Below are 22,591 nucleotides of genomic sequence, written 5' to 3' on the forward strand. Positions count from 1 at the left end.
GTCCGAAAACTTCCGCGAAGTGGAAATGCTTCGCGGAAGTTTTGAAAGGAGATAAGTAATGAATGAATTTGATGCTTTAGGCAAATTATTTGAGAGCAAAATAATAGATTTAAAAGAAGTTCCTGTAGATACATTTGCCTATATTGGTGATGCTGTGTTAAATTTATATTTTATAAATTATATAATAGATAGTGGTAGAAAAAAAGCAGGTAAATTGCATAATGAGAGTAAAAATTATGTTAGTGCAACAGCACAATCAAAAATAGTAGATAATATTATAAATAACTTTACGGAAGAAGAAAATTCTATTTATAAACGTGGATTAAATTCAAAAGGTGCAAAAAAAAGGGGTAATGATATAAATTACCGAAAAGCTACAGCATTTGAAACTGTAATCGGCTATTTATTTTTAAAAAAAGATTATACAAGATTAAATGAAATACTGGAATTATCAAAAAATGCATTAAAGGAGAGAGGATAGATGTATGTTTATGGCAGAAATGTATTAAAGGAAATAATAAATGCCAGATATCCAGTGAAAAATATATATTTTACTGATAGCAAAAAAACAGATAAAACATTAAATAATCTAATTGAATTAGCTAAAAAAAATAATTATTCTTATTCATTTGCGCCAGATAAAGTGTTGCAGAGAATGGTAAACATATCAAAACATCAAGGTGTGGTAATTGATATTGGTAAAGAATTTCAATATGCAGAGGAAGATATTATTGATAATTTAAAAGAAAATGCTACAATTATTATTTTAGACCAGCTACAGGATCCCATAATTTTGGAGCAATAATCAGATCTGCTGTTGCGTCAAATAGCGATTTAATTGTAATTCCAAAAGATAACTCAGTAGAAGTTACTTCTACTGTAATCAAGGTTTCTGTGGGGTTGGCTTTTAGAATTCCTATTTTAAAGGTTACCAATTTATCAAGATTTATTGATATGATAAAAAAAGAGGGATTCTGGGTATATGGTGCAGATATGAGTCATAATGTTTATTATGAAATGGATTTAACAGGAAATGTAGCATTGGTTATGGGAAACGAGGGTAGCGGAATTAGAGAAAAAGTAAAGTCTAAATGCGATGCTTTGATATCAATTCCAATGGCAAATAATGTTGATTCTTTAAATGTTTCTGTAAGCGCAGGAATATTGCTTTTTGAAATATTTAAGCAAAAAAGCAGGTGAAAAAATGGCTATAGTTAAGTTACCAGAGTCTGTTATTATGAAAATAGCGGCAGGTGAAGTTGTTACAGGTACTTTTGCTGTTGTAAAAGAATTATTTGAAAATGCACTTGATGCTAGTGCGGATAATATTACAATAGAAATAAAAGATGGAGGAAAAACATATATAAGAATTACAGACAATGGTATAGGAATGTCTGAAGAGGATATTCTTTTAGCTGTTCAACCACATACAACCAGTAAAATTAAAAATGTTGAAGATTTATATTCAATACATACTTATGGATTTAGGGGAGAAGCTTTAGCTGCTATTTCCAGAGTTTCGAGAATGAAGATTATTTCAAGAAAAAGTGATGAAGATATCGCTACTTCTATAGAATTTGTAGGTGGAGAACCAATAAATATAAAAAAAGTTGCTGCTTCAATGGGAACAACAATTGAAGTAAGGGATTTGTTTTTCAATGTTCCTGCAAGGAGAAAATTCTTAAAGTCAGCTGCAGTTGAAGGAAGAATGATTACTGAAATTATAGAAAAGTTTATTTTAGCTACTGATGTTTCAATAAATTATATAAAAGACAATAAATCTATTTACTCAGTAGCAAAAGATATGGATTTGTTGGAGAAGATAAACATTATTTTTCCAGAAACTTCAAAAGAAGATTTTTTTGAAATTAATTTTGAAGAAACATGGTTTAAGATTAAAGGATTTATATCTCATCCTAGAGTAACAAGAAATAATAGAACTGCTCAAATATTTTTTATAAATAATAGATATATTCGTTCAGGTGATTTATTTGCCGTTTTTGAATCGGGTTATGGTGAAATGCTTGAATCAAGAAGACATCCGTACGGAATTGTCTTTTTTGATATAGATCCCAAAGAGGTTGACGTTAATGTACATCCGCAAAAACTGGAGGTTAAAATTTCTGAATCAAGAATTATATATAACAAATTTAAGAGGTTAATAAGAGAAACACTTATAAATCAAACAAAATTTAAAATGGCTATTAATATTCAAGAAGATAGTCAAATAATATCGAAGAATATTTATGAAAAAAATGTGTATAGAAATGATGCTGAAAAATCTAAAAATATACAGGAAACGAATATCCCAAAAGTTTTTGAAAATGAAGAAAAATATAATACTTTTATGATAAAAGGAAAAAAGGAAAGTGTGGAAAAGAAATCATTACCATTCCAAAATAACCCATCTCAAAAAAGAATGGAAATTAATAAAATTGCAAAAAATATAATTGATACCAATAAATATGTAAAACCTGAAATAAAAAAAGAAGAAAAAACTTTAGATTTAAGTTATTACAAAATACTTGGATTAGTAGCAAATAGATATATAATACTTGAATTAAAAAATTCTATACAATTTATAGATTTCCACGCTGCTCATGAAAGGGTTATTTATGAAGATTTAAAAAGAGAATTCTTCGAAAATGGAAATATTACAACACAGATGATGATGTTACCAATAAAATTGAATCTGGATGCTATAAGAAAAGAAATTTTAGAAAACAATATTGATAGAATTAGATCACTTGGTTTTGAGGTTGTTAAAAATAATAATGAATACTATATATCCGGAATGCCGTCAAATATTAGAATCAATGATCCTCAAAATACTATTATAGAAATACTGGATGAATTAAGATTAGAAGGTATAGAATCTCCTGAAAAAGTGTTTGAACACGCAATTGCTACTATGTCTTGTAGAGCAGCAGTTAAAACAGGTGATGATCCTGTAGGATTAGAGACGCTAATTTCAAAAATTATAGAATATGAAATTTTAACCTGTCCTCATGGACGCCCTATTTCAATGGAACTACCCATAAAAAAATCGATGAGTTTTTTGAGAGAACTTGACATATCAAAAAAAATATAGTATAATAGAAAAAAATTATTATAGGTGGTGTAACTTATGATAAAAATAATTTCAATAAAATTTAATAATTTCAATAATAATAATATCAACCAGCGTTGGTGTAACGCGAGGTAAATCTTCGTTTACAATTCACCGGCGCTGGAAGATTTTATACCAGCGCCGGTTTTTTATTTGAAAATATTAGGGAGAGGGAGAGATTTATATATTATTTTATAAATATATTATTTTTGAAGGGAGAGGGTATTATGGCTAAAAAATTGGCAGAAGGAAGAAAAGTTGATACTGTAGAATTAGTGAAGGAATATTTGGAAAACTCTGTTTTTAAGGATGCAACATTAATTCAACATGAAATTTTAAAAGGTATAAGGAAGATTTTGGATGAAAAAGGTTTTGTAGAGTTGTTACCGGTAACTGTTTCACCTATTACTGATCCATTAAACCATCCACATTTTGAAGCAGAATTTGAATACTATGGGCAGAAATATTCTGTAACAAAATCCATGATTTTACACAAACAGGTTGCAGTATTGGTTCATAAAAAAATATATATAGTATCACCAAATGTTAGGCTTGAAACAGAAGATAAAATGGATTCAGGAAGGCATTTATTCGATTTTGTCCAGATTGATATGGAAATGTTAGAATCAAGCAGAGAAGATGTTTTTGATGTTATGGAAGATGCTATTATATATACAATAAAAACAATAAAAGAAAAATATCCAGAGATTATTAGTAAATATCATCCAACATTAAAGATCCCACCAAACCATTTAAACGATACACAGTTAAGGAATTAAAAGAAAAATATGGAAATGATTATGAGAAAAAAGCATCTTTAGAAGCAGAAGAACCATTCTGGATGATAGATATTCCTCTATTAGAAAGAGAATTTTATGATAAGCAGGATCCAGAAAGACCGGATGTATTACTGGATTTTGACCTTATATATCCAGAAGGCTATGAAGAAGCTATTTCTGGTGGAGAAAGAGAACATGAATATGAACAAATATTAAAAAGGATGGAATTAAAGAAAACACCACCAGAACAATTTAAAGATTATTTAGAAGTGGCAAAAGCTGGAATTTTGAGGCATTCTGCGGGTTGTGGAATAGGTATAGAAAGATTTACACGATGGATACTTGCATTGGATCATGTTGAAAAAACAAGGCTATTTGCCAAAACCCAGGAAAACACTCTATATAAATTATTAAAGCGGACTTTTGATTTAAAAGTCCGCTTATTCTATAGTGCACGTTCCACCAGCATTTTTAATTTTCACTACTATATCATTTAATGATTTTTTTATTATTTCCTTTTTTTCATTTTCATCAAAATATGAAAATACTATTTTTAATGGTTTGATAATCAACAAGCTATCTATAATGTTATTTAATTTTTCTATAGTTCTCCCATTTAGTTTTTTCTTTATTCGTATTCTAAGAACACCATTATCATTTATAATATCAACAAAATTTTCTCTTTCATCAGTCTTTTTATAAAGTGACCTGATTTTAGAAATTTTAATTCCTGAATTAATAACTTTATTAAGAGCTTTTTTCATTTTTTCCTGAGTTAATGGTTTTATAATAAAATAATCTGCTCCTAACTGCAAAGCATTAAAAATATCTTTCTTATTGTTTGTCACACTAATTATAATAACTTTTGAATTTGGGAATTTCCTTTTTAAAGCTTTTAATGCAATCATTCCATTTATTTTTTTCAAAGCAAGATCAAGTGTAACAATATCAGGATTTAGAAACGCAAATTTTTCAAGAACTTCAGAGCCGTCATCTATTTCACCAACAATTGTATGTCCTAAATTTATCAGAATTTTTTTTATTTCATTACGTATAAGTGCATTATCTTCAACTATTAATATTCTAGACATATTAAAATCACCTCGCTGAAGGTAGTAATTGTTTTAATTCTTATTATGAAAATATTTAGGTAAAAGGATTTCTACAGTAGTACCTTGATTTTCTTCAGAAGATAAAAGAATTTTTCCGCCATATTTCTCTATATTATCTTTTATTGCAGATAATCCTAAACCTTTTCCTGCATATTCATTTGAATTGCTGACAGTTGAAAATCCCTCATTAAATACAGTATAGATATCATTGTTTGAATTATTATTTTGGATTTTTATACCTTTTCCATCATCAGAAATAGTTATGTGTAAATAATCATTATCTTCATACACCTTACATTTTATATTTCCACCTTCGCTTTTATTAAGTCTTAATCTTTCATCAGGCGTTTCAATACCATGAATAACGATATTTCTAAATATATGGATAAGATTTTTATTAAAATCATAATAAAATTCAGCATCAATACTTATTTTTGAATCAACATCTATAATAAAAGATGATATTTCTTTTCCAAATTTTTTTGCTAATTTAATAGTATATTTTTTATACAATTCAAATATCTTTTTGAAATCATCAAGATATAATTTTCTAATCTCGCTAATAATAAGTTGAGAGTATTTTTGAGGTACATATTCTTTTATCTTTTTTTCAAGTTCTAAAAGTTGTTTTTTAGAAATAGAATAAATTTCTTCTGAAAAGAAATTTTTACCAAGTCTTTTTTTTATATAATTTAATTCAACATCTGCATAATGTTCCATTTTTTTATTTTTTAAAAAAGCAATCAGAAAATTTTTATTTAATTCGGGATTGTTTTTTAAACTTTCCACTTCATTTTCAAGCTTATCTAACTTATGACCCAGATTTATCATATTCCATTGCAAAAATACGCCTTTATATGTATGTATATTTTTTAAAAAGGTAGAAATAAAATCTTTGATAGACATATTTTTAATATCATTATAAATGTCTATTGAAACATAGTTTAAATAATCATCAATATATCGTTTTATAAGATTTCTATTGATAAGTATATTTAATAACATAAGATTATTATTTTTCTCAATTTCAAGTTTTTCTTCAAGCTGTTTTTTTTCGGTAATATCTTTAATAATACACATAATTTTTTTTCTGATTTAAGATAAATTATTTTGTATCTGATTTTCAAATATTTATTATTTATTTTTATTTCATCTGGTAGTAAGTCTAAATATACATCTTCTTTATCAGAATTTTTAAAAATATGTTCTAATATTCTCTTTTCGATCTCGAAATTGGAATCGTATAAAACGGTCAAAACATTTTTTCTGGATAAATTATCAATATCAAACAACTTTAAACACTCTTTACTGTATTCAGGATCTATAAGAAAATTAGATCCAAAAGATAAAAATCCCTCACCAGAATTATCCAATAGAAGTTTAATATTTTTTTTCGCTTCATTAAGCATTTTATGATTTATATCACTTATTTTTTCGATTTTTTTGTTTGTTTTATTAATTGCTTATATTCTTTGAATAAATTCATATATTCTTTTTTAAGTGAATCAAATGAGATATTCTTTTTTAAATTTGATTCATATTTTTCTAAAATATAATTTTCATTTTGAAAAGAATCATTCATCGAAATCCCTTTCCAATACTTATTTTTTAATCATATTAAATGGAAGTTCTAAATCTTCCATAAAACTTTCAGCTATTTCATATGAAAATTCATTATCTTCATCATAATACCAATTAATTTTTATATTTTTATTTCTTTTATAAAATCCTCTAATAAATCTAAGATGAACATAATAGATTTTGTACTACTTGTATTTAAATAATTTATTTCAAATTCAAAAGTTACTTCCTCTTCAAAATTATTAGAAAGAAATCTTTCTAACCATTCAAATACTGGATTGTAAAATTCAAAGGAATTTTCAGGATATGATTCACCTTTTATTGATAGTAATTTTTTTTCTGGATCAAAATTTATTTCTGGAGTTGATTTTGTTGGTTTAATATAAAGTTTTTCCATTTTATGACCTCCTTAAACCCTTACTATTAATACGAAGTAATAATAATCATTTTCTAATTGAATAAAATCATATTCAAATTTACTTGTTGAACGTTTTGCCATTTCTAAAAATCCCATACCAGCTCCACCAGTTTTACTAATTATGGACTCTCTTAATTTTTTCTTATAAATTTTTTGTATTTCTGATTTATCAAGAGAATTTATTTCTTCCAATTTATATTTTAAATCAGAAATATGTTCTTTTTTTATTATATTACCTGAACAAATGATATATTTATTCTGTTCTTTCCCGATTAAGAGAATAGAATTAGAATGTACTTTTTCAATATCGGATTCTTTCAAGATGCGTTCATAATTTTTAATATTCTGACTTTGCTCAATAAATACAGAGAAAATACTATTTGAACTTGAATTCAAAGACTTGTCCTTTTTTAAGTGTTCTCTTAAAGCATTACCAATCTCTTCTATTATTCCCTGAGAGAAAGGGCCAATAAAACTTATAATTACATTGTTTTCCATTATTTTATTTTTTAGTTCTAAAACCATTTCTGGATACAATGGAATCCCCCTATGTAAAAAAATACGCGTTAAAAAGGTCTCTTTAACTTAAATCCTAAAATAGTTATATCATCTCTTTGGTCTTCATCATCCATATGTTTTTTTAATTCATCTTGAATTATTTCTTTTTGTTTATTCATAGGTAAATTGTGAATTGTTTGAAGTAATTGTATTAATTTTTTTCTTCCAAATCGTTTATTTTGAGAATTATTCTGATCTTCAAAGCCATCTGTGGTAAGATAAAAATTCATATTTTCCTTTATATTTATTTCATATTCTTCAAATTTATAGTGAGTTTTGGACCTTTTATACCCAATACCAATATTTTTGCCTTTTATTCTTACTATTTCATTATCATCGTTGTTATAATATAGTGATATTCCAGCACCAGAATAGATTAATTTATTTTTTTCGGGTATTATATGGCAAATGCCAATTTCTAAACCATCGTCCATCCTGAAATCAGCATTATGTGAATTTAAAGTATTTTTAAACATAATATTTAATTGGTTGAGAATGTCTGATAAATTCGATAAATTGTAATCTTCAATTATTCTATTAAGAATAGAATTTACAGTCATTGTCATTAAAGCACCAGGAACTCCATGGCCTGTACAATCAATTACTGCTAAATAATAAGAGTTATCGTCAGATTTTTTAAACCAATAAAAATCTCCACCAACGATATTAGCAGGTTTCCAGAAAACAAAAATATCTTTAAAATAAGTTTTTAAAGTTTCTTCAGAAAGTAATATGGAATTTTGTATATGCTTGGCATAAGTTATGCTATCAGTTAATTTCCTGTTGGTTTCTTCGAGTATTTTGTTTTTCTCTTCCAGCGTTTTTTTAAGTTTTAAATTAGTATATAAAATACTTTGAATATATAAAAAGGCAACTAATAAGGCTGACAAAACTACTGAATATAAAATAACACTTTTGACAACTGGTGCCAGTATTTCAGCAGATTCAACCATCGTAATAACATACCATCCAGTTGAAGCTAATTTTGTATAAGCAATATAATATTTTTTTGAATTGAAATTTGATTTAATAATTCCGCTTTTACCTTTAAAAATATCAAGATCAGTAAATAATTTTTTGTTTATATAATCAAGATCTTTATGAAGTATGACAATTCCATCTTTATTTATAACAAAAGACTGTCCGGTTTTATAACTTATGTCACTATTTATAAGATTTACAAAATCTTTTATAGAACAATCAGCCGAAAGAACACCAACAACTTCTCCATCTTTTATCAAAGCTTTTCCGGTGGATATTAACCATTGTTTGCTGGTATATTCTCTGTAAGGAGTTCCAATATATACTTTTTCAGGATTTTTAAGTCCTTCTAAATACCATGGCCGTATAGTTGGGTCGTATTCAGGCGGTACTTCCCAATTATCAATAATAATTTTTTTGTTTTTATAACCTGTATAAATAAATTCGATATTTTTGTTGGCGTTTCTATAATTTTTTAAAGTTTCTAACACCTTTTTTTCGCTTTCTTTTGAAAAACCACCGTTAATAAAATCATTATCATTTGAAAATGTTTCTATAACATGTATTAATTCAGTGAAATAATCATCAATAAATGTAGCTATTACAGAATTTTCACTTTTTATATAGTCTTGTGATTTATTTAAATTTGTATTATAATAATAAACAACAGAGAAAATACTAATTGCGGTGATTAAAAGAAAAGAAAATAATAATGATAAACTTAATAATTTATTTTTTCTTAAAATTTTTACAGACATAGTTCACCTCAAAATAATAAAATATTATAATAAAATTATATCAAAAAAAAACGGAAAATCAAATTCTGGAGGAGATAAAGTGAATAGAAAAAGAGATGTATATTACTGGCAGGAAAGAAGTGTTTTGAAATATTTAAAAAAGGAATGGATAGAACATGCTGTTTTTAAAATTGATTCAAATGGTGTTGAAGGTATAGGTGCTGGAACTCCCAATCCCGACTTTGGTGAAACATATAAAACAACTATGGCAATAATAGAGAAAATGAGAAAGTTGACAGAGGAATGGGATAATTTAAATGATTATGCAGAATTTGAGAAAGAAATGGGTAATATAGTAAAATTTGATATGTCTTCTAAAACTGCTGTTGAAATTGCTGTTGCTGATTACATATTAAATGCTAAAAATTTAGATCTATCCAGAATATTATTTTCAAAATCAGAAGAAAATTTTGAAATGAAAAAGTTATATTTATACAAAGATATGGATTATACAATATATGATGAATTAAAAGATGAAGGCGTTTTAAAAGTGGAATTTTTAGAAAAAATGAATTTAAAAGAGTTAAGCAAAATAATACCAAATATTGCTAAATATAAATTGTGGATAGATTTCAGGGGTTATTTAATCATTACGAAGTCAGGAAAATATTGGAAATATTTGATGGAGTAAATATAATAGCTCTTGAACAACCGTTGCCCGTTGGAAGTGAATTTGTAGTAAAAGATTTATTGATAAAATATCCTGTATTCTGGGATGAATCATTTAAAGGTATTCAGGATATTATGAGATTAAAAGATATTTCTACAGGGCTTGTTTTTGAAATAACTAAATTTGGTGGATTATTAAGAACATCGGAGTATTTAAAAGTAGCAGAAAGTTTTGGGCTTGAAACAATGATATCTTCAAGAATAGAGCATCCTATAACATTAAGATGGGCAAAAAAGATAATGAAGTCTTTTGATTATATTGATCTTGATTATGAGCATTATATAGAAAAAACTTCTAAATAAGGAATCCTACGGATTCCTTATTTTTTTTACGATTTTTAAGATTAATAACAAATAAATAATAATAATCAATATTAATAATTTATAATAATATAAAATCATTTTTCTTGCAAAAGAATGAAATAGTATAATATAATTGCAACAAAAATATAACAATTAAAATTCAAACAGGAGGGGAGATTTATGAAGAAGATTTTTGTATTCGTTTTAATGATTGTTTTGATGTCTATTGTTTTAGTCAGTTGTGTTAAGCCGAAGATTGAAGAACAACCAGAACCCATTATGTTAAACGTAGAACTACCAGATAGTTTGCCTTCAACTATAACGAGTATTTATTTAGCAGGAACTTTTAATAATTGGACATTTTCTGAGGATTACAAATATGATGTAGTTACTGAAAACGGGAAAAAGATGATTAAGATTGAGTTGAATTGGGATAATTTAGAATATCCAATTCAGTTTAAATTTTCTGATCAAATGGATTGGACGGGAGTAGAAAAAGGCCCCAATGGTGAGGAATTAGACAATAGAGTTATTTTTGAAAAACCAGTTGTATCAAAGGATTTAAGAATTTGGAATTTTGCTGATTTATCTATAGATTATACATCATTATCCACACCGGTAACAGTAAAATTTATTGTTGAAGTACCAGATATCACACCTTCAGCTTCGGGAGTATATATTAGAGGAGATTTAATAAGTTCTTCCTGGATGGAACGCCTTTAACGCTAAATAATGGGAAATATGAGGTTACATTAACACTTAATTCTTATCAATTATATAAATATAAGTATGTTTTAGATAATGATTGGGCACATGTAGAATTAATGCCTGATGGGACAACTGATATACCAAATAGGTGGATTGTTGTAACAGGCAATGAAACTATTGGAATAAGGTTTATGTTTGGAAATAATTAAGTAGCCCTTTTGGGCTTTTTTAATAGGAGGTGATATTTTTGAAAAAATATCTATTAATGATAATACTATTATCCATTATTTTTTATTCTCAGGATGTTTAATGAAAGTGTTGAACCTTTCTGTTCCTGAAGGGTTATATGTTGGATATGACGGCAACAATTGGTTGCAGGGAAATAAAACATTAATTGAAAATAGCAAATTTATATATGATGATAGTTTAAAATTATATAAAGCAACAATAGATGCTTCTGAAATAGTATTTAATGAAATAGATAATGGAGGAGAAAAATTTAATATAGGATATTATAAAGTTTATTATGTAAAAAGTGATGGAAATGTAGTATCGGATTCTATACCAATATTGAAGTCCGCCCTTAGTCAGAATAATATTAAAATTTATCTTTATTTGAATAAATTGGAAAATGGTAAGGGTGTAGGTGTTGGTGATGATACAAAATTAAACATGAGCTGGTATGCAGCAGGAACATTCAATAATTGGACACCTGCAAAAATGAACAAAGTTAATGATTATTTTGAAATAGAAATTGATAAAGCATATAACAAAGGAGATAATATTGAATATAAAATACCTGCTTCAAATAATTGGAAACCATGGCAGATGATATTTAATGGAGAGGTTTATTCTGATTCTTCTCAAAATCAAATATATACATTTCAAAATGATATTAATGGATTTAAGATGAAATTTTATCCTTTAATTAGTTATGTGGAAATTGAGGAAATTAAGGCTGGTGATTCTCAATGAATAAATATTTTACTCTAATTATTTTAATAATTGCGGTTGTAGGAATGTCTTATGTAAATGTTAACGGTTATTTAGAAACTTCATGGACATATACATTTGATTCAACACCAGCTCAATTTTATTATAACGGTCTTAAATTGGATTTATATATAAAACCAGAAGATTCTAACTTTTCCGGAAGCTTAAACCTCAATAAAGGTAATGATAATAAATATTATGTGACAGATGGTGAGTTCGATTTTAAATTTAAGGATAATTTATTAAAAACCTTCTGGAAAAGAAAAGAAGTTAATACAACTGATTGGATAAATGCTTTTAATAACGAAAAAATAGGAGCGGTTAATGGATTAATGATGGATTCCAATTTTTCTTTTGCTCAAATACAGAATTATTTGTTTAAAAAAGATGGAGGAACATCATCATTTTATATTTCACATATCAGAGGTATGCCTTTTGGTGATTTTTATTACAGTTTTATTTATGCAAAAGAGTATCTGGCAAAATATAATTATACAGACTGGAGACTTTTTGATTTTAACCTTGATCTAAATAATACACAATTTTTTGGAGAGTTTGGTTATTCATATGATAAAGGAGAATTTTATTTAGAAGATAATTACCTTATTTTTCTTGGGAATAGGATTAATTTAAATGATTTAAGCAACGCTATATTTTTTAAGTATATATCTTCAAACTATAATAGAATATATTTACCAGATAGTTTTGTAAACAACATTAGAAATGAGTTGAGTTTAAATAAGTGGAATATTAATATGGACTTTGATTATTATTTTAAAGATAATAAAATATCATTTAATAATTTCTCTTTAAAATATCTAAAAGGATATTTAAATTACAATAATTATAATTATTTATATTTAGGAATTCCAGTTGAAGAATATAATGTAAAAGATGTAGAAGGAAGTATAAATTTTCCACTTTATATTCCAAAAATAGGTAATGTTAACTTTTCTTTTTATAAAAAAGGATGGAAGATAATTGGAGCGATATAAAAAAATATAATGATTTTTCTATTTCGGCAAATTTAAAAGGTGATTTATCTGGATATTATTATGATTTAACCTATATATTTGGAAATAAAAATGTGGATTTAGAAAATTCTAATGTATATAGTGGAGGTTTTTCTGAAGTTTTATATGGTTCATTATCAAAAAGTTTTGGAGATTTAAATATTTTTGGAAAAGGAATGTATATATATGGAGTAGTTGAAAGATATAAAACCATTTATTTAGAAGCCAAATATACAGGATTTTCAAATATAGAGATGATAATTGGATTAGGTGATGGGAATTTTGGAGCTTCAAAGGGATTTAAAAAGCAGATATCTCTAACAGTTAAAACAGGATTTTAGGAGGTGACTATATGAAGAAATTTTTATTATTTTTAATATTGGTAATATCAATAATATCTTTTTCAAAAGTATTTATTAAAGATGGTATGGTGGTTTTTGAATATAAGGATTTAACAGCATCAAAAGTATATTTAGCAGGTTCATTTAACAATTGGGATCCTTCGGCACTGGAAATGAAAAAAATAAAAAGCGGGCTATGGAGAGTTTCTTTGAAATTATCACCTGGAGATTATCAATATAAATTTGTAATAAATGGAACAGATTGGAAAGAAGATCCAGATGCTCCTGATTATGTTCCGGACGGATTTGGGGGAAAGAATGGCGCTTTTACAATTGTTTTGGAAAATGGAAATTTAAAAATAAATAAACCGGAGAAATCGAAAAAGCAAGAGAACAGTTTGCTAAAAGGTCAATATTTATTTAACTTAAAATCAAAAATAGATAAAGACACCTATTCATTAAAAACTCCAGAAATCAGTCATGATTTTTATTTAACTATAACTCCTGAAAAATCAGGAATGAAGTTTGAAGCGGCTCTATCTGCAAACAATGATTCATGGCAGTTAAATTTAAATTCATTGAAAGTAATATGGGAAAATTCAAATTATGCATTTGGTATTTTTAAAGATTCTAAACTTAATGAATTAATTAATTTTAAGGAAAATACGGAGGAAAATAAAACAGGTATTTTAGGTATTTTTAAAACTAATATACTTAAATTTGGAATAGATGTATATTCACAGGATAATAAATTGAACTACTTTGTTTCATCGAATATATACTTAAATAATATTCTGCTAAGTGCATTATATATGCCAAAGACTGAAGATTCTACTATGAATATATATGCTCGTGCTGAAGTATTTGGTGTCGGTGTAGAGGCGAAATATTCAAATAGAATTGAATATATTAAAGGTGATTATAATAATGGCACGTTATTTTTTGAAAGTATTTACGATTTTATTAATAAAAACATATCTTTTGATGGAAGTTATAATGAATTAGTAACTTTTTCTGGACGATATTTGTTAGAAAATAATATATATAATATTGAATCTGATTTTGTTTTTGGTATAAAATCAGGATTTAATGTTCTGGCTGACGTTTATTATGATAATAGTAGTAATTTGGGGTATAAACTCGGATTTGAATTGAAAAAAGATAATATAGATTTGAAATTAAAAGTAGGCCATGATTTTTCTAAAGATTTTGATAACTATTATCTATTTATCACCTCGTCAGCTATATTTTAACAAAAAATCCTCCTTCGGGAGGATTTTTTGTTAACGGTTTGTTATTTATTGGTATAAGATGAAGATTATTTCATTATTCTTATTTTATATGTTATAATTAATTTAGAAAAGAAATTGGAGGTAAAAAAATGAATGAACAGAAGGTTGTAAACCTGCTGGGTTTTGCTTCGCGAATGCGAAAAATAATATTTGGAAAAGATAATATAAGAGAATATATTAGAAATCCAAAAAGAAGAGCAAAATTTATAATTATAGCTTCCGATGTTGGTGACTCAATAAAGGAAGATACTATAAAGAGATGCCGATCTCATCATGTTCCATATGTTCTTTTAAAAGAATATACGAAAAATGAATTGGGGCGCTCTCTTGGTAAAGATGAGATTAGTGTGGTAGGGGTTTTGGATGAAAATATAGTTAAAGGAATATTAGAAGTAGTGAATGCTGGAGGTGATTCAAATGTCTAAGACACGGGTATACCAATTAGCCAAAGAATTTGGAATGCATGCTAAAGAATTTTTAGAGGAATTAAGAGATTTAGGATATAATTTAAAAAGTCATATGTCTTCTCTGGAAGAAGAAGAAGTAAAGACTATAAAAGAATATTTTGAGGAAAAATTAAATGAAAATAAAAAGGAAAAAGTTATTGATGAAAAGAAAGAATTGTCAAAAAAAGAAGTGGTAAAGGAAAAGAAAAAAATTGAACATAAAAAAAATAAAAAACATGAAAAAAAGAAACATTTTGAACAGAAGAAAACGAATGAAGAAATAAAAAAGAAGAAGAGGAAATAAAAGAAATAAAAATAACAAAATCAGAATTGAAATTAGATATTCTTGCAAATAAATTAGGAAAAGGTCAAAATGATATTATAAAAGAGTTTTTTATGAAAGGAAAAGTATTAAGACCTGGTCAAATATTAACTGAAGAACAGGCAGAAGAAATTGCCATGATGTTTAATGCATTACTTGAAATAACTGAAGAGGTAAAAGAGAAAAAAACAGAAAAATCTTCTGAAAAAAATGATCCGGAAGAAGTTTTAAAGGAACGATGGAATAAAATATATGAAGAAAATGAAGATAAATTAATTGAGAGAGCTCCTGTTGTTACCATAATGGGACATGTTGATCATGGGAAAACAACATTACTCGATAATATAAGAAATACAAGGGTAGCAGAAAAAGAAGCAGGTGGAATTACTCAGTCTATAGGTGCATATCAGGTTAATTATGAAGGTAAAAAAATTACATTTATTGATACACCAGGGCATGAAGCTTTTACTGAAATGAGAGCAAGAGGAGCTCAGGCAACGGATATAGTTGTATTAATTATTGCTGCTGATGATGGTGTTATGCCTCAAACAATTGAAGCGTATAACCATGCTAAAAATGCTAATGTTCCTATTATCGTAGCTATAAACAAAATAGATAAACCAAATGCAAATGTAGATTTAACTAAACAACAAATGGTTGCAAAGTTAAATCTTATTCCTGAAGATTGGGGCGGAGATACGATTACAGTACCTATTTCAGCAAAAGCTGGTCAGGGTATAGATGAATTATTAGAAATGATTCTATTAGTTGCAGAAATGCAGGAAATAAAATGTTATCCTGAAGGTCTTGCAAGAGGAGTTATTATTGAGAGTAAATTGGATAAATTTTTAGGTCCAGTTGCAACTACTATAGTAAAGGATGGAAAGTTAAAAGTTGGAGATTATTTTGTGGCTGGTAGTACCTTTGGAAAGGTTAGAAGGATGATAGATCCAAATGGTAAAAACGTTAAAATAGCAGGTCCTTCAGATCCAGTACAAATTTTAGGTTTCGAAGAAGTCCCTGACATGCATTCTATATTGTATGGTGTTAAGACATTACACGAAGCTAAAGATTATGTAGAAAAGAAAAAAGCTTTAGAAGAAAAAGTTGTACAAAAAAGACATATCAGACTTGAAGATGCTTTAAGAATGATGAAAGAGGATGGAGAACAAAAAACATTAAACATAATTTTAAAAGCAGATACATTTGGTTCTTTAGAAGCGTTAAAAAATGCTATAGCAAAATTAGAGAATCCAGAAATTGAATTGCAGGTTATTCATGGCGGTATAGGAGCAATTACTAAAAGTGATGTTATGCTTGCTACAGCTTCTGATGCGGTTATTTTGGGTTTTAGGGTAAAGGCAGATAGTAGTGCTGTAAAATATGCTGAACATGAAAATATTCAAATTAAAAGATATGATATAATATTTAATTTAATAGATGATTTGAAAAAGGCATTGCAGGGTATGTTAGAGCCTGAGGAAAAAGAAGAAATTACGGGTTCAGGAGAAGTAAAACAGGTATTTAAGATTAAAAAAGTTGGTAATATTGCTGGTATTCAATTAAAAGAAGGATATGTTGAAAGAGATGGTGGAGTAAGATTATACAGACAGGGTAAATTGGTATATGATGGAAAAATAGAATCTTTAAGACATTATAAGGATGAAGTAAAAAGAATTGATGCGCCAAAAGAATGTGGTATTAAGATATTAAACTTCGATGATATAAATGAAGGCGATGAAATGGAATTTTACAAATATATTCAGGTTGAAAGAACTTTAGAATTTGGTAAAAAAGAGGAATAATAAAAAAGCTCGCGTTTAGCGAGCTTACTTTTAATTAAAAGGGGAGTATGTTTTGAGAGTACCTCTATCAGATGCAAGTTTAACAGACCGAGAGAAAAAGATAATAAATAAAATATTTGATAGAAAAAGATTGGCTTTGGGGTCGTATTTAAATAAATTTGAAGAGGTGACAAAAAATTATTTTAATGTGGAAGATGCTGTGGCGGTTAATAGCGGTACATCAGCATTACATCTAATATTGAGAGCATTGAATATTAAAGAAAATGATGGTATGATAGTAACACCATTTACCTTTATCTCGTCAGCAAATGTTGCATTGTTTGAGAGAGCGCACCCGGTTTTTATTGATATTAATCCAGATAACTATAATATCGATATAGATAAAATAGAAAAAACTTTAAATAATAAAGATCATCCTTTATGGAAACGCATTAAATCTTTAAAAGAAATAAAATTTTTTATGGGTGTGGATATTTTTGGCCAACCTATAGATTGGGATAGTGCATTAAATTTGTGCAAGAAAAATAATTGGAAGGTTATTGAAGATTCATGTGAAGCCATAGGAGCTAAATATAAAAATAAATTTGCAGGCACATTTGGTGAAGCAGGCACTTTTGCATTTTATCCTAATAAACAGATAACAACCGGTGAAGGTGGAATGATTATCACTAATAATTTAGAAATAGGAAAGCTATGTCGCTCTATGGCAAATCAGGGGCGAGGAGATTCCGGAAAATGGTTAGAACATGTAAGATTGGGATATAATTATAGAATGGATGAGTTATCTGCGGGATTGGGATATATTCAAATGAAAAGACTCGATGAAATTCTTGAAAAGAGAGATAATGTAGCAAATAATTATTATGAATTATTTAAAAATGAAAACAGGGTCATTTTGCCGAAAATAGAAGAATATACAACAAAAATGAGCTGGTTTGTTTTTGTTATTAGGTTATCGCTCGATTGGATATTTAAAATTATAGATATACCAGAATATGTAAAAAATAAGGATTTACCATTATATTTTCCAAAAAACGAAAGAAATAACTGGAAAAAAATACTGGATAAAATAAAGGAAATTACATATGCCGTAATTGAAGAATTAAATAAAAATGGCGTTCAATCAAAAAATTATTTTTCGCCTGTTCATTTACAGAAATTTTATAGGGATTTATATGGCTATGAAGAAGGGGATTATCCTGTTACAGAATTAATATCATCACTTACTATTGCTATTCCATTTTATACAGAATTAACTCTGGAACAACAAAAATATGTAGTAGAAACTATTGAAAATGTTTTAAATAAATTTGAGAAGTAGGGGGTAATATGAAACGAAAGTATGCTCTTATTATTGTAGATTATTTAATATTTTTTCTTAGTTATTTTATAGCTTTATTCTTTAGATTTCAAACGGATTTCGTTGAAATGGAAAAATATGTTCTTCCTGTTATTATTTTTCCGGTTATAATGGTTATGGTAATGTGTTTTAATAAAATTTATGATAACATATGGCGTTTTGCCACTTTAAAGGAAATAAAGCCTATAATATATTCTTCGTTTTTAGGTTATTTATTGAATTTTTTAATTATTGAAGGATTAAGAAGGGTGTGGTTCCCACACCTTATAATCCCAATTACAGTAGGATTTATGACAGCACTTTTAGGTACGGTATTAATAATTTTCAGTAGAGTATGGTGGTTTTCAAAAAACAAAAATAAAACAGAAGAGATTATCGATGATAAAAAAATATTGATAATCGGTGCTGGTGAAGCAGGTGTTGAACTTTTAGAGGAATTTTTGAGACATCCATCATTTGGAAAAGTTGTGGGATTTCTTGATGATGATGAATCAAAAATAGGTAGAAAAATAAGAAACATAGAAGTGCTTGGAAAAACCTCTGAAGTAATGCATTTTGTAGAAAAATACAAAATAAATGAAGTGATTATAGCAATACCTTCTGCAACTTCCGAACAATTAAAGAAAATTATCGATATGATAGATACAAAAAAGGTAAGATTAAAAACATTACCTGGTTTATTTGAAATATTAAATAATAAGGTTTCATTGGGGTTTTTAAGAGAAGTAAATATAGAGGATTTGCTTGGAAGGAAGGAAATAAAGGTAAATTTTGACGAACTAAAACATTATATTACTGATAAAAAAATATTGGTTACTGGAGCAGGCGGAAGTATAGGCTCTGAAATTTGTAGGCAGGTTGCTGCTTTAAATCCTTCTGAATTAATAGTATTGGGTCGTGGGGAAAATAGCATTTTTAATATATCCAAAGAATTAAAAAATAAGTTTCCAGATTTGAAGATATTTGAAGTAATAGGAGATATAACTAATGAGCATAGAATGAATCAAATATTTAAAAAATTTTCTCCAGATGTTGTTTTTCATGCAGCAGCACATAAACATGTGCCGTTAATGGAAAAAAATCCATCAGAAGCCTTTAGAGTAAATGCATATGGTACCTATATACTGGCTAAGAATTCAATGGAGAGTAATGTAAAAAGGTTTATATTAATATCTACAGATAAAGCGATTAATCCAACATCTATAATGGGAACATCTAAAAGATTTGGAGAAATAATTATTAGATCATTAGCTCAAAAATCAAAAACTAAATTTGGTATAGTTAGATTTGGAAATGTTCTGGGAAGTAGAGGAAGTGTAGTTCCTATATTTAAAGAACAAATAAAAAATGGTGGACCAGTTACAGTAACAGATCCGAAAATGAAAAGGTATTTTATGACCATTCCTGAAGCAGTAGCTCTTGTGTTGCAGGCGGAGCATTTGCAGATAAAGGAGAAGTTTTTGTTTTGAATATGGGAGAACCTGTGCTTATTGATAAGTTAGCGCGTGAGATGATAAGACTTTCGGGATATATACCAGATCAGGATATTAAGGTAGTGTATACTGGAATTAGACCAGGAGAGAAATTATATGAAGAGCTTTTTTTAGAATCTGAAGAGTTTATAAAAACAGGAAATGATAGAATATTCATTCTAAAAGAAAATGAAATTCTAAGTTTAAAAAAATTAGAAGAATTATTAAAAGCGATAATAGTTATCTTTAAAGAGAATGATTTTAATAAAATGAATGATATAATAAAAAAATATATACCAGAAGCAAAATCAGAAGTAAAAAAAGATATAGCTTATTAAGAGGTGAATTATGAGATATATTCCATATATTATAGTATTTGTTTTATCAATTATAGTGACGTATATTATGATTCCTATAGCAAAAAAATAGGAATAGTGGATAAACCTGATGAAGAACTAAAAATACATGAAAAGGCCACACCATATCTTGGAGGAGTAGCAATATATTTATCGAGTATTTTCTTTATTAATGATTTGAGATTTGTTTTTTTTAGTTCTCTTATGATGCTTTTGGGATTATTGGACGATGTAAAAAATATATCACCAAAATTGAGATTGATATTTGAATTTTTTGTGATACTGATAACTCTTATTCCTTTTTATTCATCACTTGGAATTATTTATTTTTTAATATTGATAATTCTTGGAGTTTCTTTAATAAATGCTGTTAATATGATAGATGGAATGGATGGAATTTGTGGAGGAAATGCTCTTTTTATAATTTTGTTTTTAAGTATAATTTCGAAACATTATATCTTTATTTATATTGTAATGGCAATTATAGGTTTCTTATTTTTTAACTTTTATCCAGCAAAGATTTTTTTAGGAGATGCTGGTTCTTATTTTTTAGGATATACTATATTTTATTTGACGGTAATAATGACATCTAATCATGGATTTGGTGGATTTTCCATCTCTGTTATAGTTTCAGCCTTATTTTATACAGACCTGTTTTTCAGTTTCTTAAGAAGAATTTTAAATAATCGTTCACCTTTTTCAGGCGATAGAGACCATATTTATGATAAAATAAAAAGAAGATATAATATATCTGTTAGAAAAACGGCCTTGATTACATATGTTTTTTCATTTTTATTTGGTATAATAGGTGTTATCAGCTGGGATTTTCCTTATATAGGACTGAGCCTGGCATTGATGGAGTTTTTATTTTTAGGAATATATTTGAAATTATATTCCTACAATTAATGGAGGTAAAATATGGCCTTATTAAAAGGTATTGATGGTTCATACTTTGAGTTAAGTCCACGGGTAATAAAAAAATTTTGGTTTGCTGATTCAATAGATGAAGATGTTGAGGAAAAATATATATTTGAAATAAAGGCCAAAACAGGAGACTTTGTATGGAAGCCAAATGAGTTTAGTGTTGAATTAGCTGATTCTATTGATGTGGAACTGGAATATATACCAACACTTTTAACTATATTTAGATTAAATAAGTATTTTAATAGTAGAATGAAAAGTATTTTTTCTTTTCTTTCTACAGATTCTTTAATGCTTACTGAAAATATTATCAGTCAGGAATTAATGGTTTATACTATAAATGAAAGTGTTGATTTTTCTGCAGTTTATTTAAATAAAACAGGAAGATATTATGAACATCATTTTATCTTTTCAAGATATGACTATCAAAGTGTTTTTGATGTAAATGTAAAAACTACAATGACAGAAATAAAAAGGTTTTATAAAAGTTTGATAAATGAATTTAATAAGTTTAGATTAAATGTTTTACCAGAAATAATAAATCAGGAGGCATTTTTAAAACATATCTCAGAAAGAATTAAAATTGTGAATTATAACGAACTTAAAAATATTGAAGATAATATATTTCAATTATATAATATTAATAATCTAAATAAGAGTATGTCTTTGAGCAATTCTGATGAAGCTCTTAAGGCATTTACTAACTTTATTGCTGAAATGAGAAAACAAAAAGATATAGAAAATGACGATGTAGATATAGAAATATTTATGGAAGAAGAGGAAGAAAATGATGAAAACGAAACGTTATGGGAAATAATAGATGAAATAGAAGAGGAAATAAAAAATATGTTAGAAGGTGAAGAAACGGATGAGGATTTTATTTTAACAAAAGAAGAAAAATTAGAAAGTATATACAATGAAATACAAAAAAGTTATGAAGTATTTAATAAAAAAGTTTTAGATGAAGATGATAACAAGAAGGAAGAAAAGTTATTAAAAAGCTTAATATTAATATATGGAATAGAAACGATTTATGAATTAAAAGAAAGATTAAAAAAGATTTTAAAAATATAGATATAGAAAAAATAATAGAAGAATATTTGAAAAACTCAGATGAAGGAATTATTATGGAATATAAAAAATGGTATAAAAAAATAATGAAAAAATTAGGAAAGAATTTAAACCAAATAATATAAACCCGGATTTAGTTCTGGGTTTATTTTATTTTGATAATTTTTTCACAGGGGTATGAAAA

The 22,591-nt window shown here is 27.0% G+C and carries 23 protein-coding genes and 3 pseudogenes; 19 read left to right on the forward strand and 7 right to left on the reverse strand.

All coding sequences use genetic code 11. The features are described 5' to 3' along the window. Positions 1-58: 58 nt before the first annotated feature. The 6 genes from DJ007_RS05675 (at position 59) to DJ007_RS20025 (ending at position 4,385) form a co-directional block, all read left to right on the forward strand. Entirely contained in the window at positions 59-481 is a 423-nt protein-coding gene (locus DJ007_RS05675; RefSeq protein WP_129408707.1) for a Mini-ribonuclease 3, read from the forward strand. After that, positions 482-805 carry an RNA methyltransferase substrate-binding domain-containing protein gene (locus tag DJ007_RS17300; protein WP_240739306.1) on the forward strand — a complete coding sequence of 108 codons (324 nt, stop codon included), beginning with the start codon at positions 482-484 and terminating at the stop codon, positions 803-805. Between the two features lie 32 nt (positions 806-837). After that, on the forward strand, positions 838-1,200 hold the full coding sequence (locus tag DJ007_RS17305) for a 23S rRNA (guanosine(2251)-2'-O)-methyltransferase RlmB (RefSeq protein ID WP_240739354.1): 363 nt from the start codon (positions 838-840) through the stop codon (positions 1,198-1,200). 4 nt (positions 1,201-1,204) lie between these two features. Further along, the gene (gene mutL / locus DJ007_RS05685) at positions 1,205-3,091 is read left to right on the forward strand and encodes a DNA mismatch repair endonuclease MutL (protein WP_129408708.1); all 1,887 of its coding nucleotides are present in this window, start codon (positions 1,205-1,207) and stop codon (positions 3,089-3,091) included. A 245-nt stretch (positions 3,092-3,336) separates the two neighbouring features. Further along, the gene (locus DJ007_RS20020) at positions 3,337-3,888 is read left to right on the forward strand and encodes an amino acid--tRNA ligase-related protein (protein WP_368359475.1); all 552 of its coding nucleotides are present in this window, start codon (positions 3,337-3,339) and stop codon (positions 3,886-3,888) included. After that, entirely contained in the window at positions 3,840-4,385 is a 546-nt protein-coding gene (locus DJ007_RS20025) for an amino acid--tRNA ligase-related protein (RefSeq protein ID WP_368359570.1), read from the forward strand. The genes DJ007_RS20020 and DJ007_RS20025 overlap by 49 nt, the downstream gene beginning before the upstream one ends. Here DJ007_RS20025 and DJ007_RS05695 read toward each other — a convergent pair. The 7 genes and pseudogenes from DJ007_RS05695 to DJ007_RS05715 all read right to left on the reverse strand — a co-directional run bounded on the left by DJ007_RS05695 (position 4,329) and on the right by DJ007_RS05715 (position 9,296). Beyond that, entirely contained in the window at positions 4,329-4,979 is a 651-nt protein-coding gene (locus DJ007_RS05695) for a response regulator (protein WP_129408709.1), read from the reverse strand. The genes DJ007_RS20025 and DJ007_RS05695 overlap by 57 nt on opposite strands. 33 nt (positions 4,980-5,012) lie before the next feature. Further along, positions 5,013-6,005 (reverse strand): ATP-binding protein, encoded by a 993-nt coding sequence (locus DJ007_RS05700; RefSeq protein WP_206076142.1) that lies wholly within the window; start codon positions 6,003-6,005, stop codon positions 5,013-5,015. Next, positions 5,996-6,409: a hypothetical protein gene (locus DJ007_RS14640; protein ID WP_165974035.1), complete on the reverse strand. Its 414-nt coding sequence runs from the start codon at positions 6,407-6,409 to the stop codon at positions 5,996-5,998. The genes DJ007_RS05700 and DJ007_RS14640 overlap by 10 nt, the downstream gene beginning before the upstream one ends. Positions 6,410-6,426: 17 nt before the next feature. Further along, positions 6,427-6,582: a hypothetical protein gene (locus tag DJ007_RS14645; RefSeq protein ID WP_165974036.1), complete on the reverse strand. Its 156-nt coding sequence runs from the start codon at positions 6,580-6,582 to the stop codon at positions 6,427-6,429. Positions 6,583-6,601: 19 nt separating this feature from the next. Then, positions 6,602-6,978 (reverse strand): annotated as a pseudogene (locus tag DJ007_RS05705) (DUF1987 domain-containing protein). A 12-nt stretch (positions 6,979-6,990) separates the two neighbouring features. Continuing rightward, a complete protein-coding gene (locus tag DJ007_RS05710; protein ID WP_129408711.1) occupies positions 6,991-7,536 on the reverse strand; it encodes a SiaB family protein kinase in 546 nt (181 codons plus the stop codon). 29 nt (positions 7,537-7,565) lie between these two features. Further along, positions 7,566-9,296 (reverse strand): SpoIIE family protein phosphatase, encoded by a 1,731-nt coding sequence (locus tag DJ007_RS05715; RefSeq protein ID WP_129408712.1) that lies wholly within the window; start codon positions 9,294-9,296, stop codon positions 7,566-7,568. Positions 9,297-9,375: 79 nt separating this feature from the next. On the opposite strand from DJ007_RS05715, the gene DJ007_RS05720 reads away from it, so the two are divergent. The 13 genes and pseudogenes from DJ007_RS05720 to DJ007_RS05780 all read left to right on the forward strand — a co-directional run bounded on the left by DJ007_RS05720 (position 9,376) and on the right by DJ007_RS05780 (position 22,410). Continuing rightward, complete coding sequence (locus tag DJ007_RS05720) at positions 9,376-9,966, forward strand: enolase-like domain-containing protein (protein ID WP_129408713.1); 591 nt, start codon at positions 9,376-9,378, stop codon at positions 9,964-9,966. Then, complete coding sequence (locus DJ007_RS05725) at positions 9,945-10,307, forward strand: enolase-like domain-containing protein (protein WP_129408714.1); 363 nt, start codon at positions 9,945-9,947, stop codon at positions 10,305-10,307. The genes DJ007_RS05720 and DJ007_RS05725 overlap by 22 nt, the downstream gene beginning before the upstream one ends. A 180-nt stretch (positions 10,308-10,487) precedes the next feature. Next, on the forward strand, positions 10,488-11,030 hold the full coding sequence (locus tag DJ007_RS05730; protein ID WP_129408715.1) for a hypothetical protein: 543 nt from the start codon (positions 10,488-10,490) through the stop codon (positions 11,028-11,030). A 294-nt stretch (positions 11,031-11,324) separates the two neighbouring features. After that, positions 11,325-11,990, forward strand: a complete 666-nt coding sequence (locus tag DJ007_RS05735; RefSeq protein WP_129408716.1) for a hypothetical protein — start codon at positions 11,325-11,327, stop codon at positions 11,988-11,990. Then, entirely contained in the window at positions 11,987-13,003 is a 1,017-nt protein-coding gene (locus DJ007_RS05740) for a hypothetical protein (RefSeq protein ID WP_129408717.1), read from the forward strand. Before DJ007_RS05735 ends, DJ007_RS05740 begins: the two co-directional genes overlap by 4 nt. Continuing rightward, positions 12,979-13,362: a hypothetical protein gene (locus DJ007_RS05745; RefSeq protein WP_129408718.1), complete on the forward strand. Its 384-nt coding sequence runs from the start codon at positions 12,979-12,981 to the stop codon at positions 13,360-13,362. The genes DJ007_RS05740 and DJ007_RS05745 overlap by 25 nt, the downstream gene beginning before the upstream one ends. Positions 13,363-13,373: 11 nt before the next feature. Further along, positions 13,374-14,615, forward strand: a complete 1,242-nt coding sequence (locus tag DJ007_RS05750) for an isoamylase early set domain-containing protein (protein ID WP_129408719.1) — start codon at positions 13,374-13,376, stop codon at positions 14,613-14,615. Between the two features lie 128 nt (positions 14,616-14,743). Further along, entirely contained in the window at positions 14,744-15,079 is a 336-nt protein-coding gene (locus DJ007_RS05755; RefSeq protein ID WP_129408720.1) for a L7Ae/L30e/S12e/Gadd45 family ribosomal protein, read from the forward strand. Further along, positions 15,072-17,227 (forward strand): annotated as a pseudogene (gene infB, locus DJ007_RS05760) (translation initiation factor IF-2). The gene DJ007_RS05755 and the pseudogene infB overlap by 8 nt, the downstream one beginning before the upstream one ends. Positions 17,228-17,279: 52 nt before the next feature. Next, positions 17,280-18,548 carry a DegT/DnrJ/EryC1/StrS family aminotransferase gene (locus DJ007_RS05765; RefSeq protein WP_129408721.1) on the forward strand — a complete coding sequence of 423 codons (1,269 nt, stop codon included), beginning with the start codon at positions 17,280-17,282 and terminating at the stop codon, positions 18,546-18,548. 329 nt (positions 18,549-18,877) lie between these two features. Next, a pseudogene (locus tag DJ007_RS05770) lies at positions 18,878-20,397 on the forward strand (polysaccharide biosynthesis protein). Positions 20,398-20,493: 96 nt separating this feature from the next. Then, the gene (locus DJ007_RS05775) at positions 20,494-21,321 is read left to right on the forward strand and encodes a glycosyltransferase family 4 protein (RefSeq protein WP_240739310.1); all 828 of its coding nucleotides are present in this window, start codon (positions 20,494-20,496) and stop codon (positions 21,319-21,321) included. A gap of 12 nt (positions 21,322-21,333) precedes the next feature. Continuing rightward, entirely contained in the window at positions 21,334-22,410 is a 1,077-nt protein-coding gene (locus tag DJ007_RS05780; RefSeq protein ID WP_129408722.1) for a hypothetical protein, read from the forward strand. Positions 22,411-22,591: the final 181 nt, after the last annotated feature.

The organism is Marinitoga lauensis, from assembly GCF_004135675.1.
Lineage (GTDB): Bacteria > Thermotogota > Thermotogae > Petrotogales > Petrotogaceae > Marinitoga > Marinitoga lauensis.

Bases quoted from the DNA above. Each gene is read 5' to 3' on its own strand.
- DJ007_RS05675 (WP_129408707.1), top strand. From the start codon at position 59: ATGAATGAATTTGATGCTTTAGGCAAATTATTTGAGAGCAAAATAATA.
- DJ007_RS17300 (WP_240739306.1), top strand. From the start codon at position 482: ATGTATGTTTATGGCAGAAATGTATTAAAGGAAATAATAAATGCCAGA.
- mutL (WP_129408708.1), top strand. From the start codon at position 1,205: ATGGCTATAGTTAAGTTACCAGAGTCTGTTATTATGAAAATAGCGGCA.
- DJ007_RS20020 (WP_368359475.1), top strand. From the start codon at position 3,337: ATGGCTAAAAAATTGGCAGAAGGAAGAAAAGTTGATACTGTAGAATTA.
- DJ007_RS05695 (WP_129408709.1), bottom strand. From the start codon at position 4,979: ATGTCTAGAATATTAATAGTTGAAGATAATGCACTTATACGTAATGAA.
- DJ007_RS05700 (WP_206076142.1), bottom strand. From the start codon at position 6,005: ATGTTATTAAATATACTTATCAATAGAAATCTTATAAAACGATATATT.
- DJ007_RS14640 (WP_165974035.1), bottom strand. From the start codon at position 6,409: ATGCTTAATGAAGCGAAAAAAAATATTAAACTTCTATTGGATAATTCT.
- DJ007_RS14645 (WP_165974036.1), bottom strand. From the start codon at position 6,582: ATGAATGATTCTTTTCAAAATGAAAATTATATTTTAGAAAAATATGAA.
- DJ007_RS05715 (WP_129408712.1), bottom strand. From the start codon at position 9,296: ATGTCTGTAAAAATTTTAAGAAAAAATAAATTATTAAGTTTATCATTA.
- DJ007_RS05730 (WP_129408715.1), top strand. From the start codon at position 10,488: ATGAAGAAGATTTTTGTATTCGTTTTAATGATTGTTTTGATGTCTATT.
- DJ007_RS05735 (WP_129408716.1), top strand. From the start codon at position 11,325: ATGAAAGTGTTGAACCTTTCTGTTCCTGAAGGGTTATATGTTGGATAT.
- DJ007_RS05740 (WP_129408717.1), top strand. From the start codon at position 11,987: ATGAATAAATATTTTACTCTAATTATTTTAATAATTGCGGTTGTAGGA.
- DJ007_RS05745 (WP_129408718.1), top strand. From the start codon at position 12,979: ATGGAAGATAATTGGAGCGATATAAAAAAATATAATGATTTTTCTATT.
- DJ007_RS05750 (WP_129408719.1), top strand. From the start codon at position 13,374: ATGAAGAAATTTTTATTATTTTTAATATTGGTAATATCAATAATATCT.
- DJ007_RS05755 (WP_129408720.1), top strand. From the start codon at position 14,744: ATGAATGAACAGAAGGTTGTAAACCTGCTGGGTTTTGCTTCGCGAATG.
- DJ007_RS05780 (WP_129408722.1), top strand. From the start codon at position 21,334: ATGGCCTTATTAAAAGGTATTGATGGTTCATACTTTGAGTTAAGTCCA.